At 49.6% G+C, this 17,918-nt stretch carries 13 protein-coding genes, 1 tRNA gene and 1 other RNA gene; 9 read left to right on the top strand and 6 right to left on the bottom strand.

The features are described 5' to 3' along the window. Nucleotides 1-30 precede the first annotated feature (30 nt). From ACOZIO_RS03460 to ACOZIO_RS03450, 3 genes are read left to right on the top strand one after another with little or no spacing between them, the layout of a single operon-like run. Nucleotides 31-1,170 carry an ROK family protein gene (locus ACOZIO_RS03460; RefSeq protein WP_421594931.1) on the top strand — a complete coding sequence of 380 codons (1,140 nt, stop codon included), beginning with the start codon at nucleotides 31-33 and terminating at the stop codon, nucleotides 1,168-1,170. Nucleotides 1,171-1,182: 12 nt separating this feature from the next. After that, nucleotides 1,183-2,616 (top strand): M81 family metallopeptidase, encoded by a 1,434-nt coding sequence (locus ACOZIO_RS03455; protein WP_421594930.1) that lies wholly within the window; start codon nucleotides 1,183-1,185, stop codon nucleotides 2,614-2,616. Nucleotide 2,617: 1 nt separating this feature from the next. Further along, complete coding sequence (locus tag ACOZIO_RS03450; RefSeq protein WP_421594929.1) at nucleotides 2,618-4,450, top strand: ABC transporter ATP-binding protein; 1,833 nt, start codon at nucleotides 2,618-2,620, stop codon at nucleotides 4,448-4,450. 56 nt (nucleotides 4,451-4,506) lie between these two features. Here ACOZIO_RS03450 and ACOZIO_RS03445 read toward each other — a convergent pair. The 4 genes from ACOZIO_RS03445 to ACOZIO_RS03430 all read right to left on the bottom strand — a co-directional run bounded on the left by ACOZIO_RS03445 (nucleotide 4,507) and on the right by ACOZIO_RS03430 (nucleotide 6,321). Next, nucleotides 4,507-4,623, bottom strand: a non-coding RNA gene (locus ACOZIO_RS03445) — RtT sRNA. Nucleotides 4,624-4,666: 43 nt separating this feature from the next. Next, nucleotides 4,667-4,751, bottom strand: a tRNA-Tyr gene (locus ACOZIO_RS03440). 213 nt (nucleotides 4,752-4,964) lie between these two features. Beyond that, nucleotides 4,965-5,813 carry a formyltetrahydrofolate deformylase gene (gene purU, locus ACOZIO_RS03435; RefSeq protein ID WP_013575956.1) on the bottom strand — a complete coding sequence of 283 codons (849 nt, stop codon included), beginning with the start codon at nucleotides 5,811-5,813 and terminating at the stop codon, nucleotides 4,965-4,967. Nucleotides 5,814-5,856: 43 nt separating this feature from the next. Further along, nucleotides 5,857-6,321: a YchJ family protein gene (locus tag ACOZIO_RS03430; RefSeq protein WP_129990399.1), complete on the bottom strand. Its 465-nt coding sequence runs from the start codon at nucleotides 6,319-6,321 to the stop codon at nucleotides 5,857-5,859. A 148-nt stretch (nucleotides 6,322-6,469) separates the two neighbouring features. On the opposite strand from ACOZIO_RS03430, the gene rssA reads away from it, so the two are divergent. The 4 genes from rssA to ACOZIO_RS03410 all read left to right on the top strand — a co-directional run bounded on the left by rssA (nucleotide 6,470) and on the right by ACOZIO_RS03410 (nucleotide 11,067). Next, on the top strand, nucleotides 6,470-7,381 hold the full coding sequence (rssA, locus tag ACOZIO_RS03425) for a patatin-like phospholipase RssA (RefSeq protein WP_129951618.1): 912 nt from the start codon (nucleotides 6,470-6,472) through the stop codon (nucleotides 7,379-7,381). 96 nt (nucleotides 7,382-7,477) lie between these two features. Continuing rightward, a complete protein-coding gene (gene rssB, locus ACOZIO_RS03420; RefSeq protein ID WP_129951617.1) occupies nucleotides 7,478-8,491 on the top strand; it encodes a two-component system response regulator RssB in 1,014 nt (337 codons plus the stop codon). A gap of 215 nt (nucleotides 8,492-8,706) precedes the next feature. Then, nucleotides 8,707-10,050 (top strand): UDP-glucose dehydrogenase family protein, encoded by a 1,344-nt coding sequence (locus ACOZIO_RS03415; protein WP_129951616.1) that lies wholly within the window; start codon nucleotides 8,707-8,709, stop codon nucleotides 10,048-10,050. Between the two features lie 9 nt (nucleotides 10,051-10,059). Then, nucleotides 10,060-11,067 (top strand): NAD-dependent epimerase, encoded by a 1,008-nt coding sequence (locus ACOZIO_RS03410; protein ID WP_129990398.1) that lies wholly within the window; start codon nucleotides 10,060-10,062, stop codon nucleotides 11,065-11,067. Nucleotides 11,068-11,255: 188 nt separating this feature from the next. Here the strand turns inward: ACOZIO_RS03410 and hns are convergent, their stop codons facing one another. Next, nucleotides 11,256-11,663 (bottom strand): histone-like nucleoid-structuring protein H-NS, encoded by a 408-nt coding sequence (gene hns, locus ACOZIO_RS03405; RefSeq protein WP_129951614.1) that lies wholly within the window; start codon nucleotides 11,661-11,663, stop codon nucleotides 11,256-11,258. A gap of 625 nt (nucleotides 11,664-12,288) precedes the next feature. On the opposite strand from hns, the gene ACOZIO_RS03400 reads away from it, so the two are divergent. Beyond that, nucleotides 12,289-12,897 (top strand): thymidine kinase, encoded by a 609-nt coding sequence (locus ACOZIO_RS03400; protein WP_129951613.1) that lies wholly within the window; start codon nucleotides 12,289-12,291, stop codon nucleotides 12,895-12,897. A 112-nt stretch (nucleotides 12,898-13,009) separates the two neighbouring features. Here the strand turns inward: ACOZIO_RS03400 and adhE are convergent, their stop codons facing one another. Further along, nucleotides 13,010-15,679, bottom strand: coding sequence for a bifunctional acetaldehyde-CoA/alcohol dehydrogenase (gene adhE / locus ACOZIO_RS03395; RefSeq protein ID WP_129951612.1), 2,670 nt, complete (start codon nucleotides 15,677-15,679; stop codon nucleotides 13,010-13,012). Between the two features lie 533 nt (nucleotides 15,680-16,212). Here adhE and ACOZIO_RS03390 point away from each other — a divergent pair. After that, nucleotides 16,213-16,857: a YchE family NAAT transporter gene (locus ACOZIO_RS03390; protein WP_013575947.1), complete on the top strand. Its 645-nt coding sequence runs from the start codon at nucleotides 16,213-16,215 to the stop codon at nucleotides 16,855-16,857. Nucleotides 16,858-17,918: the final 1,061 nt, after the last annotated feature.

Genomic DNA, 17,918 nt, shown 5'->3' with positions numbered 1-17,918 from the left:
TGAGCGAAAACTGAGAGCGCCAAAACGAATATGCTAACAACTTTGCAACGTCAGATTTTGGGTGCAGTGAATGCCGCAGGCGGTTTAAGCCGTACCGAACTGGCGCAGTTCTCAGGGATGAGTAAAGCGGCCATCGGTGGCGTGGTACGCGAGATGATTGAGGCCGGTTTCCTGCATGAGGCGGAAACGGTGCCGGGCAGCGGGCAGGGGAGACCTTCCGTGCGTCTGGTCGTCCATCCTGACGGCGCGTGGTTTGCCGGGGTATCTTTGCTGCAAAATCCGGCGCAGATGGCGCTGATTAATCTGCATGGCGAAATACTGTCACGTGTGTCGTTCCCGGCCGGTACGGATCCTCAACAACTGGCGGCGAATATCGCCAGCGCATTACCGGTATTGCTCGGGCCACATCCCGAAGCGGCGAAAAAGCTGGTCGGGCTTGGTGTGACACTATCCGGACTGATTGATGAACATCAGTCAACCTGCGTGCAGTCGGCATTGCTGGGCTGGCGGGATGTGCCGCTGGCGAAGCTGATTTCACAGGCGACCGGCATGGATGTGGCGATTGAAAATGATGCCAAAGCGCTGGCGGTGAGCGAAAAAAGCTTCGGTCAGGCGCGGGATCTGAGCAGCTTTACGCTGGTCAGTCACGGCGCGGGGATTGGCAGCGCACATTTCATCGCCGGGCAGTTACATCGGGGGTTACACGGCGGAGCAGGGGAAATCGCGCACTGCACGCTGGAGCTGAACGGTTCGCCGTGTCGCTGTGGCAAGCGGGGTTGCCTTGATACGTTAGCCTCACTCAATGCCATTGCCGACATGGCTAAAGCCGAAGGGCTGGAGGTCACCACCATCGGCGGGCTTGAACAACTGGCGATGCAGGGCCAGAGTGCGGCGATCCGCATTTTGCACCGTGCGGGTTCTGCGCTCGGCTTAGCGATATCGCACCTGATTCAAATCAATGATCCGGATTTGATCCTGATTGCACATCAGGACGCCGATTTTTCCGGGCTGTTTGGCACGGTTATGCATCAGTCCGTTGAAGCCAACGTCTTGCCGGGCAATGCCGGTAAAACGCCCGTCCGCACTTTTACCCTAAACGACGACACCTGGGCGCGCGCGGCAGCAAGCATTGCCGCCCACCGCTTTCTGGTCGGTCTGAAGCCTGTCTGAGGAATGAGCAATATGCGTATAGCTGTCAGCGGTATCCACATTGAATGCAGTACTTACAATCCGGTGCTTAACGAGGAAAGGGATTTCACTGTCGTGCGGGATGCGCAGTTGCTGGCGTCACCGCGCTTTCGTTTTTTACAGGACTATCCGGCCACCTTTTTACCGACCATTCACGCCCGTGCTATCGCCGGCGGACCGGTAGCCCGTGCCACTTACGATAAATTCAAAGCGGAAATGCTGGCAGGGCTGGAAGCGCAACAACCGTTTGACGGTTTGTATCTGGCGATGCATGGCGCGATGTATGTTGAAGGATTAGAAGATGCTGAAGGTGACTGGATTGCTGCGGCGCGCAAAGCCGTCGGGCCTGATTGCCCGATCAGTGTCAGTTACGATCTGCACGGGAATGTTTCACAGCGCATTATTGACGGCATTGATATGTTTTCGACCTACCGCACCGCGCCGCATATTGATGTGGAAGAAACCATGCGCCGTTCTGTCGCCATGCTGGTGAAGCATCTGCAAAGTGGCGTGAAACCAACATTGCTGTGGGTGCCGGTACCGGTAGTGTTGCCAGGTGAGCGGACCAGCACGGAAGATGAACCGGCGAAAAGTTTATACGCCCGCCTGCCGGAAATGGATGAAGTGGAAGGCGTCTGGGACAGTTCGCTGATGGTCGGTTACGTGTGGGCGGATGAGCCGCGAGCGACCGCCGCCGTAATCATGACCGGGACCGACCGCACCGTGCTGGAACAGCAGGCCACGCAACTGGCACAGGCTTACTGGGACGCCCGTGAAGATTTTGTGTTTGGCTGTGAAACCGACACCGTGGAAGCCTGTGTGAAAAAGGCCATTGCCAGTGAAACTCGGCCGGTGGTGCTGGCGGATTCCGGCGATAATCCGACCGGCGGTGGCGTTGGCGATCGCGCCGATGTGTTGCAGGAGCTGATCAAACAGTATGCGCAGAATACGATTGTGGCCAGTATTGCCGATGCCCCGGCCACCGACGCGGCATTCAATGCCGGTGTCGGATCAACACTGATGCTGACACTCGGCGCGTCACTCGATCATTCCAGCCCGCAGGTGAAAGGCGAATTCGACGTTATCTTCCTGCTCGATGCACTGACTCCGGCTGACCGTCAGGCGGTACTTCGTATCGGCGGGATTGACGTGGTCGTTTCGGCGCGTCGTCGCCCCTATCACAACATCAGCGATTTCACCGTGCTGGGACTGGATCCGTATACCGCAGATATTGTTGTTGTTAAATCCGGCTATCTGTCGCCGGAACTGGCCCCGCTTGCCAGCCCGAATCTGATGGCGCTGTCTAACGGCGTGGTTGATCAGTTTGTCGAACGCCTGCCGCGCCTGCGCAAACCGCGTAAAACCTTCCCGTTTGACCGTAACTTCAGCTACGCGCCGCAGGTGCAGCTTTCTTCCAGGAGCAAATGAAATGAACCTGACCCGCGGACAACCGGAAAACCGTCAGCCCGTGCTGAGCGTGAAACATCTCACTACCTCATTTCGCGGCGAAGACGACTGGTTGCCGGTGGTACGTGATTTGTCGTTTGATGTCTATCCCGGCGAGACGCTGGCGATCGTCGGCGAATCCGGCTCGGGGAAAAGCGTGACATCGCTGTCGGTGATGCGTTTGCTTAAAGCGCAGGGCAGTAAAATTGAAGGTGAAGTCTGGCTGAATCAGCGCAGTTTGCTGGCGCTTTCTGATAAGCAGATGCGCGATATCCGGGGCAACGACATGGCGATGATTTTTCAGGAGCCGATGACGTCGCTGAATCCGACATTCAGTATCGGCAGACAAATCGCGGAAAGCCTCAAACGGCACCGGGGCATGTCATCCGCTCAGGCGCGGGCGGAAACCCTGCGTTTGCTGGAGAAAGTCAGGATCCCGAATGCCAACGCGCGTTTCGACGAGTATCCGCATCAGTTTTCCGGCGGTATGCGTCAGCGCGTGATGATTGCGATGGCACTGGCGCTGAAACCTAAGCTACTGATCGCTGATGAACCCACGACGGCGCTGGATGTGACGATTCAGGGGCAAATTCTGGATCTGATTAAAACGTTGCAGGAAGAAGAAGGGATGGCGGTGTTGTTTATCACGCATGATATGGGCGTGGTGGCTGAAATCGCAGACCGCACGCTGGTGATGTATCGCGGTGAGGCGGTGGAAAGCGGGGTCACGGAGGATATTTTTCATCGCCCGCAGCATCCTTATACCCGCGCTTTGCTGGCCGCCGTACCGAAACTCGGGTCGATGCAGGGGCGTGCCTGGCCGTTGCGTTTCCCGCAAATTAATTTGCAAACCGGTGAGACACGCGAGCCAAAGGAAGTGGCAGAAACGGTCGGTTCGGGGCTGACGCCATTGCTCTCGGTGAAAAATCTCAGTGCACGTTTTCCGGTGTATGGCGGCATATTTAGCCGTCAGGTTGGGGCGGTTCACGCGGTAGAAAATATCAGCTTTGATTTATATCCGGGTGAAACGCTGTCGCTGGTCGGGGAATCCGGTTGCGGAAAATCGACGACCGGACGTGCGGTAACACGGCTGCTGAAACCACACAGCGGTGCAATTGATTTCGACGGTTTTGATGTAATGAATCTGGGCCGGCGCGATATTTTACAGATGCGGCAGCGCATTCAGATGATATTTCAGGATCCGTTTGCCAGCCTGAATCCGCGTATGCGCATTGGTGACGCGCTGATCGAACCTATGCTGCAACATAAACTGCATAACCGCAGCGATGCAAAAGAGAAAGCCGCGTCGTTGCTGCAAAAAGTCGGATTGTCGCCGGATATGTTGCGTCGTTTTCCACATGAGTTTTCCGGTGGTCAGCGCCAGCGAATTTGTATTGCGCGCGCACTGACGCTCGATCCGAAAGTGATTGTCGCCGATGAATCGGTATCCGCGCTGGATGTGTCGGTGAAAGCGCAGGTGGTGAATTTGTTGCTCGATTTGCAGGAAAGCATGCATCTTTCCTACCTGTTTATTTCGCACGATATGGCAGTGGTCGAGCGGGTGAGCCATCGCGTGGCGGTGATGTATCTGGGTGAGATTGTAGAGATCGGCCCGCGCGCAGCGATATTTGATAATCCGCAGCATGCATATACACGAAAATTAATGGCGTCAGTGCCGGTACCTGATCCGTCGCGCAGAATGCTGAAACGTCAAATGCAGGTCGATGAGCTGAAAAGCCCGGTGCGTGATAACGGCTACATTCCGCCGCAACGGCAATATCAGGAAGTGTCAGCAGGACATTTTGTTCAGGTTTGATGTTTAACTGGAAAGGGATTTTGTGCAGCAGGGATTCAGTGGTTGAGTCTTGAAGATGGTGGTGGGGGAAGGATGACTCGGCCTGCGGGTCGTTGCTGTGCAACGCTGTCTCGCTTCGCTCGGCTCAAACCTTCGGGTCGAAGGTTCTCTATCCTTCCCGATTTGTATTTTTATTTTAGTTTGGAATTTTCGGAAGAAGCGGGAATATCTTGAAGATGGTGGTGGGGGAAGGATTCGAACCTTCGAAGTCGATGACGGCAGATTTACAGTCTGCTCCCTTTGGCCGCTCGGGAACCCCACCACAATTTTTGTGGCATTTACTACATACTTTTTGGCCAAAACCATCATGTGCTACATGGATGATTTTTGTCGCTGCAGCGGTTAGCTGCGAACGGGGCGCATAATACCAAATGGTTCGGGGCTGTAAAGCGCTGAAAGCGATAATAAAGTTTGTTTGCGGGTTTTTTGTTCTTAACGGTGCTTCTCTGAACGAAAAACACCGTCACAAGGCGAATTACAAAATGACAGTGCGGTTGCCGTAAACGAAGACACGTTGCGCCAGTACGCGGTATAACGCGCGGCTAAGCACATTTTTCTCCACATCGCGCCCGGCACGCATCATATCTTCTGCGGTATAAGTATGATCGACGTTAATCACGTCCTGCATGATGATCGGACCCTCATCCAGGTTATCATTCACGTAATGCGCGGTGGCACCAATCAGTTTCACGCCGCGCTCGTACGCCTGATGATACGGGCGGGCACCAATAAATGCCGGCAGGAATGAGTGGTGTATGTTGATCACCTGATGCGGATAATGTTGCACAAAGCCCGGCGTCAGCACACGCATGTATTTAGCCAGCACCACATAATCCGGCTGATACTGATCAATTTGCGCAATCATCGCGCTGTCATGCTGTTCGCGGGTCAGGCCGTCATGGCTGACCAGATGGAACGGAATATCGAAGCGCTCAACCAGCGTTTGCAGGGTATCGTGGTTACCGATCACAGCGGCGATTTCGACATCCAGACCACCGTAAGCGGCTTTCATCAGCAGATCGCCCAGACAATGGGCTTCTTTGGTCACCAGGATCACGATACGGCGGCGGCCGGTGCTGTTCAGTTCACGCACGGAGCCCGCTGGCAGCGCACTGTCGAGATCAGCCAGCAATGTGGTGTCATTGAAAATCCCTTCCAGCTCGGTACGCATAAAGAAGCGCCCGGTGCGGTGATCGACGAATTCATTGTTCTGCACGATATTAAGTTCGTGCTTGTAGCAAATGTTGGTGATTTTGGCGATCAGACCTTTTGCGTCAGGGCAAATGGTGCGTAATACCTTGGTTTGTACGTTCTGTTGCGGCATGAGGGTGTGGATCCTGTCCAAGACTTAAAATAATACGGTTGAATTATTTACCGCAGCACTTCTTATATTTTTTACCCGATCCGCACGGGCAGGCGTCATTGCGGCCTGTCTGCGGTTTAATTCCGTCGATATAGTACCAGCGTTCGTTCAAACGAAGAAATCGCGAACGCTCGTGGATCAGATGAATATGTTCATCGCCGGTTTCGGTAAACCGCGCGGCAAACTCAACAAAACCTTCATCTGCATGACGCCCGTCTGACTGGCCGATGACCTGCAAACCGCGCCAGTGGGTAGTGGTGAAGCCTTCCTGTAAACTGTTGCGCCATTGCTCTGCTTGACAATCCGGGTGCCAGGTGGCGATCAGATAACTCGCATTTTTCAGGACATAGGCGGTGTAACGCGAGCGCATCAGCGCAGACGGTGTCGGCGCCACTTTACGCTCAGCGATGTATGGCTGGCAGCACTCTTCGAAGGAAAGGCTGCTGCAACATGGGCAAAGTTCTGACACGGAAACTCCTGCATCTCAGGGCTAATACATTTAACAACGCAGGTTGCGCTATTGAATGCACCAAACTGATATGTTACCTAACAAACTCGCCGGGTGACAATGCGCTTGCCCGCTGATTCTAACGCGATGTGCAATATAAGGTCATCAGATGAGCAGAAAAGTCACCATTGGTCTTGCCCTCGGCTCAGGAGCCGCGAAAGGGTGGGCGCACATCGGTGTGATTAATGCCCTGAAAGAAATGGATATCGACGTCGATGTCGTGGCGGGTTGTTCGGTCGGTGCACTGGTCGGCGCAGCCTATGTCAGTGACAGATTGCCGGCAATAGAAAACTGGGTTCGTTCGTTCAGTTACTGGGATGTGCTGCGGCTGATGGATTTTTCCTGGAAGCGCGGAGGATTATTGCGCGGAGAGCGTGTATTCAATGCCGTGGGGCAGTTAATCCGCATTGATGAGTTTGAAAAGTGCTCGAAGAAGTTTGGCGCAGTGGCCACCAATCTGAGCACCGGCCGCGAACTGTGGCTGACAAAAGGGGATTTGCATGAGGCTATCCGCGCCTCATGCAGTATGCCCGGGCTGCTGGCACCGGTCTGGCATAACGGTTACTGGCTGGTTGACGGGGCGGTAGTGAATCCTGTGCCGGTTTCGCTGACCCGCGCGCTTGGCGCGGATATCGTTATCGCCGTCGATCTTCAGCACGACGCGCATCTGATGCAGCAAGATTTGCTGACGGTACAACCGACAGGCGAAGCACTGGATACTGAGACAGAAGTAAGTTGGCGTGACAGAATACGCCAGCGTTTAACCCGGCCAAATGCCCGAAAACCTAACGTCAGCCCCTCGGCTATGGAAATAATGTCGACGTCCATTCAGGTGCTGGAAAACCGGCTCAAGCGTAACCGCATGGCAGGCGACCCGCCGGATGTGCTGATCCAGCCTTATTGTCCGCAAATCTCAACGCTGGATTTTCATCGGGCGGAAGAAGCGATCGAGGCCGGGCGTCTTGCCGTTGAAAAACAGAGAGATCAGTTGCTGCCCCTGATTAAAAATAGACAGTTCTGAATGGCTTAAAATGTGTTTGGCCTAATCTGACAATTCTGCCAAGCAAAAACAGGCTTTATGAGCCACTATTAGAATAAGAAATACTGGGGGACCCTGATGGACAAGCCACTTACAAGCAAGCATATTCTCATCGTTGAAGACGAAGCCGTTTTCCGATCTATACTTGCCGGCTATGTAAGTTCCCTGGGTGCGACATTCACGGAAGCCGAAAATGGCCTTGAGGCTTTGTCTCTGGTCGAAGATTACCCGCCTGACCTGATCCTCTGCGATTTAGCGATGCCTGAGATGGGAGGGATGGAGTTCGTCGAAAACCTGCGATTACAGGGGAGTAAAATCCCTGTTCTGGTGATTTCCGCCACTGATAAAATGACAGATGTTGCATCAATGCTGCGACTCGGTGTGGAAGATGTCCTCCTCAAACCCATAAACGATCTTAACCGGTTACGCGAGGCGTTACTTTCTTCTTTATACCCGAAGCTTTTTTCATCACAGGCGATGGAGGAAAGCTCACTGGTTCAGGACTGGGAAGCGCTGTGCCGGAATCCCAACGAAGCACAGCGCTTGTTGCAGGAATTACAGCCACCCGTTCAGCAGAAGCTGGCGCATTGCCGCATCAATTACCGGCAACTGACGTCAGCAGAAAGTCCGGGGCTGGTGCTGGATATCGCCGCGCTTTCTTCCAAAGATCTCGGTTTCTATTGTCTGGATGTGACCCGGGCCAACGAGAATGGGGTACTGGCTGCACTCTTGCTGCGGGCTATTTTTAACAGCTTATTACGTGAGCACTTAAGTGATCAGCATCAGCGGTTACCGCAAATGTCGACGCTGCTTAAACAGGTCAATCATTTATTCAAGCAGGCAAATCTCGACGGACAATTCCCATTATTGCTGGGCTATTATCATGCCGAGTATAAGAATCTCATTCTGGTTTCAGCGGGATTACATGCCACAGTCAATACCGGCACCAATATGATCCAGCTTAGCAATGGTGTGCCGCTCGGCACCACCGGCGCCACATACTCCAATCAAATCAGTCAGAAATGTGATGCCTGGCAATGTCAGGTCTGGGGTTCGGGTGGGCGTCTGAGATTAATGCTGTCTGCTGATTGAGCAAATCTATTACTATTGATAATAATTTATTAATAATCCTGAGCATTTTCCCCGCACGATGTTTTACCTTCATACATTATTTCAATCTTCTAAGACGTATCTCAATGCAAAATATGCCTTTCCAGGCGCACTTGTGCCTGAAACTGTTATAATCCGTTCCGGAAAATTTGGCTGTCTATTTTACATTGTTTAAAATAACAAATAGGAATTCGCTGATGAAAGTAACAGTTTTTGGTATCGGTTACGTCGGACTTGTTCAGGCGGCGGTTCTTGCTGAAGTTGGGCATGAAGTTTTGTGTATCGATGTAGATGCAAAGAAAGTAGAAAACCTGAAAAACGGGCTGATCCCAATTTTTGAACCGGGCCTGACACCGCTGGTTCAGAGCAACTATGAAGCAGGGCGTTTGCTGTTCAGCACCAATGCGGCTGAAGGTGTAGCGCATGCAACGGTACAATTCATCGCGGTGGGTACTCCACCTGATGAAGATGGTTCCGCTGATCTGAAATATGTGACTGCCGTTGCGCGTACGATTGCTGAGCATATGACCGGACCAAAAGTGGTTATCGATAAATCCACCGTTCCGGTGGGTACTGCGGATAAAGTCCGTGCAGTGATGACAGAGAAACTCAAAGAACGCGGCGTGGACATCAGCTTCGATGTTGTCTCTAACCCTGAATTCCTCAAAGAAGGGGCGGCAGTCGCAGACTGTATGCGACCTGAACGTATTGTTATCGGTACGGATAATCCTGACGCTATTGATCCGATCCGTGAACTTTACGAACCTTTTAATCGTAATCACGATCGCATGATCCTGATGGATATCCGCAGTGCAGAGCTGACTAAATACGCTGCCAACTGTATGCTGGCAACCAAAATCAGTTTCATGAATGAAATGTCTAATCTGGCAGAAATGCTGGGTGCGGATATCGAGAAAGTCCGTCAGGGCATCGGTTCTGATTCACGCATTGGTTATCACTTTATCTATCCTGGCTGCGGCTACGGTGGTTCCTGTTTCCCTAAGGACGTCCAGGCGTTAATCCGCACTGCTGAACACATTGGCTATCAGCCGAAATTGTTGCAGGCTGTGGAACAAGTCAATTACCAGCAAAAATATAAATTGCCTGCCTTCATTCAGCGCCACTTCGGCGACGACCTTAAAGGGAAAACCTTTGCGCTGTGGGGGCTGTCATTTAAGCCAAATACCGATGACATGCGTGAAGCATCGAGTCGCGTATTAATGGAACAACTCTGGGCAGCGGGCGCGAAAATCAAAGCCTATGATCCGGAAGCCATGAACGAAACGCAGCGGATCTACGGTCACCGTGATGATCTGGAATTGATGGGAACCAAAGAATCTGCATTGCATAATGCCGATGCGCTGATTATTTGTACGGAATGGCAGAACTTCCGTGCTCCGGATTTTGATGTGATCAAAAAAGCGTTAAAAGAGCCGGTTATCTTTGATGGTCGTAATTTATTCGATCCTGAACGTTTGGAGAAACGCGGATTTACTTACTACGGCATAGGTCGTGGCGCATCAATCAATCCGGTTCTGTAAGGAGTTTGCATGAAATATCTGGTCACTGGCGCAGCGGGCTTTATTGGCTTCTTTGTGTCACAACGTTTGCTGGCAGCAGGTCATTGCGTTATCGGCATTGATAATCTGAATGACTACTATGACGTCAATCTGAAACTGGCCCGTCTCGCTCAGCTGGAAAATAAAGATGGCTTTGAGTTTATTAAGCTGGATTTAGCCGATCGTGAGGGCATGGCCGCATTGTTTGCGGAACAGAGGTTTGAACGTGTTATCCATTTAGCTGCGCAGGCCGGTGTCCGATATTCTATCGAAAACCCTCTGGCTTATGCCGATTCCAACCTCATAGGATTTGTTAACGTCCTGGAAGGATGTCGTCATAATAACGTCGGGCATTTGCTTTATGCTTCTTCCAGTTCAGTATACGGTCTGAACAAAAAACAGCCTTTTTCAACGGATGATTCTGTCGATCATCCTGTTTCGCTGTATGCGGCTACGAAAAAAGCCAATGAATTAATGGCTCATACCTATTCACATCTTTATAAAATTCCCACCACCGGGTTACGTTTCTTTACTGTATATGGCCCGTGGGGGCGCCCGGACATGGCATTGTTCAAGTTCACCAAAGCAATACTTGGCGGGCAAAACATAGATGTTTATAACCATGGCGAAATGCGTCGTGACTTTACTTATATCGATGATATCGCCGAAGCCATTGTTCGTTTACAAGACGTTATTCCGCAAGCGGATCCAGACTGGACGGTAGAAGGCGGCTCGCCAGCCAGCAGTTCCGCGCCTTATTGCGTTTATAATATAGGCAACAGTAACCCGGTGAAGCTGATGACGTATATCAGTGCGCTGGAAAAGGCGTTGGGAATAGTTGCAGGTAAGAATATGCTGCCAATGCAGCCAGGCGATGTACACGAGACCAGCGCAGACACGTTGCCTCTGGCTAAGGCTATTGACTTCAAGCCTGAAACGCCTGTAGAGCAGGGCGTACAGCGCTTTGTGGACTGGTATCGCGACTTTTATCAGATTTAATATTGTATTGTTTTCCCAAAGGTCGCAAATGCGGCCTTTTTTAATGGAATCAGTTAAATCTTATGGATGTTTATGCAATAGGCTGTGTCAGTTTTGTATTTGCCGGATCAATGTTACAGCGTAATAAAACAAAAAGCCCATCAGAGCGATGGGCTTTTTAGCATTAACAGTGACGTTAATGTTGGCAATTACAGCAGGAAATCGTCCAGTGACTTGCCTTGCTCTTCGATTGCTTTCTTGATTACAGCTGGAGTACGACCCTGGCCTGTCCAGGTTTTGTTTTCGCCGTTCTCATCAACGTATTTGTATTTAGCCGGACGTGCTGCACGTTTTGTTTTACCGGTCGCTTTAGTCGCAGCCATCGTTTGCAGCAATTCGTTAGGATCGATACCGTCAGCAATCAGCATTTCGCGGTATTGTTGCAGTTTACGGGTGCGCTCTTCAATCTCTGCAGCTGCCTGAGAATCTTCTTCACGACGCTCGTTCACAACAACTTCTAATTTTTCCAGCATCTCTTCCAGAGTTTCCAGAGTGCATTCTCTCGCTTGTGCACGCAGAGTACGGATGTTGTTCAGAATCTTTAATGCTTCGCTCATTATACTAGTCTCGAATTATATTGGTGGGGGGCGTTTGGATAATAATAGAATGCTCTTCTGTATTCTGCAATAGCGAATTTGTTTGCCTGGCCTTAATTTACGCATTTAAAGCAAATAATGTTTAGTCACTACGAAATATAGCCAGGCTGCTTAGCGCTATTTATCTGGGGGTGATAACCCTAATTTCAATACCCTGTTGAGGATTGTTGACGGTTTGTGTAAGTAGTTTTTTAAGGCAGTTATTGTTCATAAAATTAAAGCATCCGTGAAGCCATGTAATGTAAGGATATGAAAAAAGAGCGGGCGGACGAAGTACGAACTCAGAAAAATGATTCTTTGTGGGTAGCATTTCCATCGACTTCTTTAATGTATAGACAAATCCTTACTCGCCAATGAAGACATATTAACTCCCCTTTTATTGCGGGTATTCTGGCTTGACCGCAGGGAATAATTATCTCATACCGTTATAATTTTTCATTGTAAGTTTCTGTGATTTTACCCGGAGTGAATGTCTTGCGGGGGCAGGCCATGAGCGCTATCCGGCCGTTGTTATAGTCTGGCAGGCATGTGATACAATACATGCCGAAAATTTATGCCATCCATTACATTATGGGGTCACCCTTTTATGGCTCAGCTTTATTTCTATTACTCGGCGATGAATGCCGGTAAGTCTACCTCGTTACTGCAATCTTCATATAATTATCAAGAACGTGGAATGCGCACGCTGGTGCTAACGGCAGAACTCGACAACCGGTATGGTTTGGGTAAAGTCAGCTCACGAATCGGTTTGTCTTCGCCTGCGGAGCTTTACAACAGGGAGACCGAACTCTTTAATCTGGTGGCACAGGAGAACCGCACACAGCGTTTAAGCTGCGTTCTGATTGATGAGTGCCAGTTTCTCACTAAAGCACAGGTATCGCAGCTTACGGACGTTGTAGACGATCTGGATGTGCCGGTACTTTGTTATGGTCTGAGAACGGATTTTCGTGGAGAACTTTTCGAAGGCAGCGAATATTTGCTGGCCTGGGCAGATAAGCTGGTTGAACTTAAAACCATTTGCCATTGTGGCCGCAAGGCTAACCGCAATCTCAGACTGGATGAGAACGGTAACGCCTTGCATGATGGCGCACAGGTCGTTATTGGTGGTGATGAACGCTATGTTTCGGTGTGCCGTAAGCATTACAAAGAAGCGATGGCTGCGTGTGATGTCATAGACGAAAGTAAGCCTCTCTGAGCCCCGGGCGTTGACTAAGGCCTGCGAGTGATTGTTGAACGATAAATCGCAAATTCGGACCATAAAAAAACCCGCCTTTCAGCGGGTTTTTTACTATCAGCATCTCAGCAAGTTATTTTTTGCTGGTTTTCTTTTCAGCTTTTGGTGCCGGAGCAGCAACTTCTTCTGCTGCGTCCTCACTGAATTCACGGCCGTAGTAAGTATCCATCAGAATCTGCTTCAGTTCGGCGATCAGCGGGTAACGTGGGTTAGCACCGGTACACTGGTCATCAAACGCATCTTCAGACAGTTTGTCTACTTTAGCCAGGAAGTCAGCTTCCTGAACGCCTGCTTCACGGATAGAAGTTGGGATACCCAGCTCCGCTTTGATTTCATCCAACCAGGTCAGCAGTTTCTGGATTTTTTGCGCAGTACGGTCACCCGGCGCGCCCAGACCTAAATGGTCAGCGACTTCTGCGTAGCGACGACGCGCTTGCGGGCGGTCATACTGACTGAAAGCAGTCTGTTTAGTTGGGTTGTCGTTAGCGTTATAACGGATAACGTTTGAAATCAGCATGGCGTTAGCCAGACCATGTGGAATGTGGAACTCTGAACCCAGTTTATGGGCCATTGAGTGACAAACCCCAAGGAAGGCGTTCGCAAACGCGATACCCGCAATAGTTGCCGCATTGTGAACACGTTCACGGGCAACCGGATTTTTTGCGCCTTCTTTATAGCTGGCTGGCAGGTTTTCTTTCAGCAGTTTCAGTGCCTGCAGAGCCTGGCCATCGGAATATTCGTTCGCCAGTACAGAAACATACGCTTCCAGTGCATGAGTCACTGCATCCAGACCACCAAAGGCACACAGTGATTTCGGCATATTCATGACAAGGTTGGCGTCTACAATAGCCATGTCAGGTGTCAGTGCATAATCTGCCAGTGGATATTTCTGGCCAGTTGCATCGTCAGTCACCACAGCGAATGGCGTCACTTCTGAACCGGTACCGGAAGTGGTAGTGACGGCTATCATTTTCGCTTTCACGCCCATTTTCGGGAATTTGTAGATACGTTTACGGATATCCATGAAACGCAGTGCCAAATCTTCGAACTGAGTATCCGGGTGCTCATACAGAACCCACATAATCTTCGCGGCATCCATTGGTGAACCACCGCCCAGCGCGATGATAACGTCTGGTTTGAAGGAGTTCATCTGCTCAGCGCCTTTACGTACAATGCTCAGCGTTGGGTCAGCTTCAACTTCGAAGAACACTTCAGTTTCAATACCATGACCTTTCAGAACGCTGGTGATCTGGTCAGCATAGCCATTATTGAACAGGAAGCGGTCAGTTACGATGAAGGCGCGTTTTGCTCCATCGGTCGCCACTTCTTCCAGTGCGATTGGCAGTGAGCCACGACGGAAGTAGATAGATTTCGGAAGTTTATGCCACAACATGTTTTCTGCTCGCTTCGCTACAGTTTTCTTGTTGATCAAGTGTTTAGGACCGACGTTTTCGGAGATGGAGTTACCACCCCAGGAACCGCAACCCAGCGTCAGAGACGGAGCAAGTTTGAAGTTGTAGAGGTCACCGATACCACCCTGTGAAGCCGGGGTGTTGATCAGAATACGTGCGGTTTTCATTTTGTTGCCAAAATAATTCACACGTTCTGGTTGGTTGTCCTGATCGGTATACAGGCAAGAGGTATGGCCGATACCGCCCATTTCTACCAGTTTCTCTGCTTTAGTGACGGCGTCTTCGAAATTCTTCGCGCGATACATAGCAAGGGTAGGGGACAGTTTTTCATGCGCAAAAGGTTCGGACTCGTCAACGACGGTGACTTCACCGATGAGCACTTTTGTATTTGCAGGGACTTTGATACCAGCCATTTCAGCAATTTTCACCGCTGGCTGACCGACGATAGCGGCGTTGAGGCCACCATTTTTCAGAATGATATCTGAAACGGCTTTCAGCTCTTTACCTTGCAGCATGTAGCCACCGTGAGAAGCAAAACGTTCACGGACTGCGTTATAAGCTGAATCAACGACAATGATGGACTGTTCAGAAGCACAGATGACACCGTTATCAAAGGTTTTAGACATCAGAACGGAAGCCACCACACGTTTGATATCTGCGGTTTCATCGACTACAACTGGAGTATTACCCGCGCCTACACCAATGGCTGGTTTGCCGGAGCTGTAAGCTGCTTTCACCATACCAGGACCGCCGGTGGCGAGAATCAGGTTCAGGTCCGGGTGGTGCATCAGTTGGTTGGAAAGCTCTACGCTTGGTTCATCAATCCAGCCAATGATATCTTTTGGCGCACCGGCAGCAATGGCAGCTTGCAGAACGATATCCGCAGCCTTGTTGGTTGCATTTTTGGCACGTGGGTGTGGGGAGAAGATAATACCGTTACGTGTTTTCAGGCTGATAAGTGCCTTGAAAATTGCAGTAGAAGTTGGGTTGGTAGTCGGGACGATACCGCAAATCAGGCCAATTGGCTCAGCGATAGTAATGGTACCGAAGGTGTCATCCTGGCCCAGGATGCCACAGGTTTTTTCATCTTTGTAAGCATTGTAAATGTATTCAGAAGCGAAGTGGTTTTTGATCACTTTGTCTTCAACAATACCCATTCCGGATTCTTCAACAGCCAGTTTAGCCAGCAGAATTCGAGAATCGGCAGCAGCCAGAGCGGCGGCAGCGAAAATCTTATCTACCTGCTCTTGACTGAAGTTGGCATATTCGCGCTGTGCCTTCTTGACTCGAGCTACGAGTGCGTTTAGTTCAGCGACATTTGTTACAGCCATAATGCTCTCCTGATAAAGTTAAACTCTTTTAGTAAATAACCTGCCAAAGACTAGTATAGACCTGCTATCAGTCACCGTGAGAAACTAATTAACTCTAAGATTCTCAATAAGTTGTCTTTGTCTCTTTATTTGCTCAAAGAGCTTTCAGTTGTGAAGCACCGGATAAAGCAGATAACGTTTAAACCACATTCATCACCCGATGTTTATATGTTTCAAGTAACGTTGAGTGACTATGCACAGAGATTACCTATTTGTAGGCAGTATTCATTTGATCTAGATCATTAAATACTGATGCTGACACCTTTCAGCAACTTGATCCTGAGAATGATTATCAAATTTGCTCTTGGATAATACAGTTTTGTATCTAAAGTTATCAATTAAAAAGATGATTTTTAACAAAAGTGGTATTCACTGCTTTTATTTGAAAATCTGGTGATAAAAACCATCAAACGGCGTGGCGCCTTTACGGGGATTCCAGTACATTAGCGCCCATCAAAACCTTCATCTGCTGGCATAGTTGTGCGGAGTTCTGCGTGAGCCAATCGTTATTAGATTTTTCAGGGTATATCAAATTCTTCGTCGGGCTGTTTGCACTGGTCAACCCTGTGGGGATCTTACCTGTCTTTATCAGCATGACCAGCTATCAGGCGGCAGCCGGACGTAATAAAACCAATATGACGGCGAATTTGTCGGTTGCCATTATATTGTCGACCGCACTTTTCCTCGGCGATGCCATTTTACATCTTTTTGGTATCTCCATTGACTCGTTCCGGATCGCGGGGGGCATTCTGGTCGTCACCATTGCCATGTCGATGATCAGCGGGAAACTGGGCGAAGATAAACAGAACAAGCAGGAAAAATCAGAAACAGCAATACGTGAAAATGTCGGGGTTGTTCCACTTGCATTGCCTCTGATGGCAGGACCCGGCGCCATCAGTTCGACTATTGTATGGAGCTCACGCTATCACAGCTGGCCAAATCTGCTGGGGCTGACGCTCGCTATCATTTTCTTTGCATTCTGTTGCTGGTTACTGTTCAGGGCGGCACCTTTACTGGTGCGTTTACTGGGACAAACCGGCATTAACGTGATTACACGTATCATGGGACTTTTGCTGATGTCGCTGGGTATCGAATTCATTGTGACAGGGATTAAGGCCATTTTCCCCGGCCTGCTTTGATTCTTAACCATCGGTTATCACGGAAACTGCGATGAGTTTCCGTGATAATTATTACCTGCACTTATAATGTAATGCATTAATATAGTGCAGCTAATGACTTCATTAAGCGCAATTGCACCCTAATGTGGCATAAAGCGTCGTCTCATTATTCTTTTCACCCCAAGTCTTCATTTCTTCTAATAAACTTAGCGATTTTTTAGCTAAATACCCTTCTTTACTGCCCGTTTTGACGCTAATTTGCCCACATCATTCTGTAAGGCTTGTGCATGCTGTATCGAGATGTTATTAGTGTTAACAACGCAGTTAACAGGCGTTTATCCTTGAAAACATCTTAATGTTAACGGATTGTGTCAGGCGAGTTCTTAAGCAACGCGTAGCGTAAATTTCGCAGCGAAAATTATTATAAAAACTCTTAAAAACAATAAGTTGAACTATATGTTAGCCTGTTTTCAGGCCACTGCCTCAGTGTGCTTGTAACCTGTAAAAGAGAATTGCGTAACAAATTTGCAAAATTTATTGGCGCCTGTATCTGGCTTCTGATAATTTTCAAATCGCCTTCAAAAATGGAATTTTGTTAAGCGGAATGCTCTGAGTGAGAACGAATCTTGCTAGAGACAGAAAGATTGAAGCCATTTTATTTGTTTTTGGAGAGTGTCGTGTCGCCATGCGGAACACAAAATTATCATCAGGCGCTTTTTGCCAAAAGAAAGCCGGACATTCGGCGGGCAGGATTACACGGCCTTTTGTTGAACCTGCCGCTTCAGCGAAACAAATCTTCAGATCTTCTTCTCATTAATTGAATTCTCACGCTTAACAGTGAAGGACTTTCTATCGCTGTCAGTCAGGTGAATAAGAAAATAATATTGTTAAGGTTAGGAATAACAGTATGTGATTACCCGGTGTGACGCAGAACCTTTTTTTGTTGTACACGGGGTAAATCAAATGGGGTGGGATCAACCTTAAGGATCCCGGAAACCAAACGGCGAACAACAGCCTGACGTTTCCAGCGTTATCGAGTAATACATGCAGTAATAGGGGACAGCCATCTGCGGATGGCCACT

Origin of the sequence: Rahnella sp. PD4, from assembly GCF_049199325.1 — a bacterium.
Lineage (GTDB): Bacteria > Pseudomonadota > Gammaproteobacteria > Enterobacterales > Enterobacteriaceae > Rahnella > Rahnella perminowiae.
The sequence above is the reverse complement of the archived record's forward strand: the minus strand, read 5'-3'. Positions and strand labels throughout refer to the sequence as shown.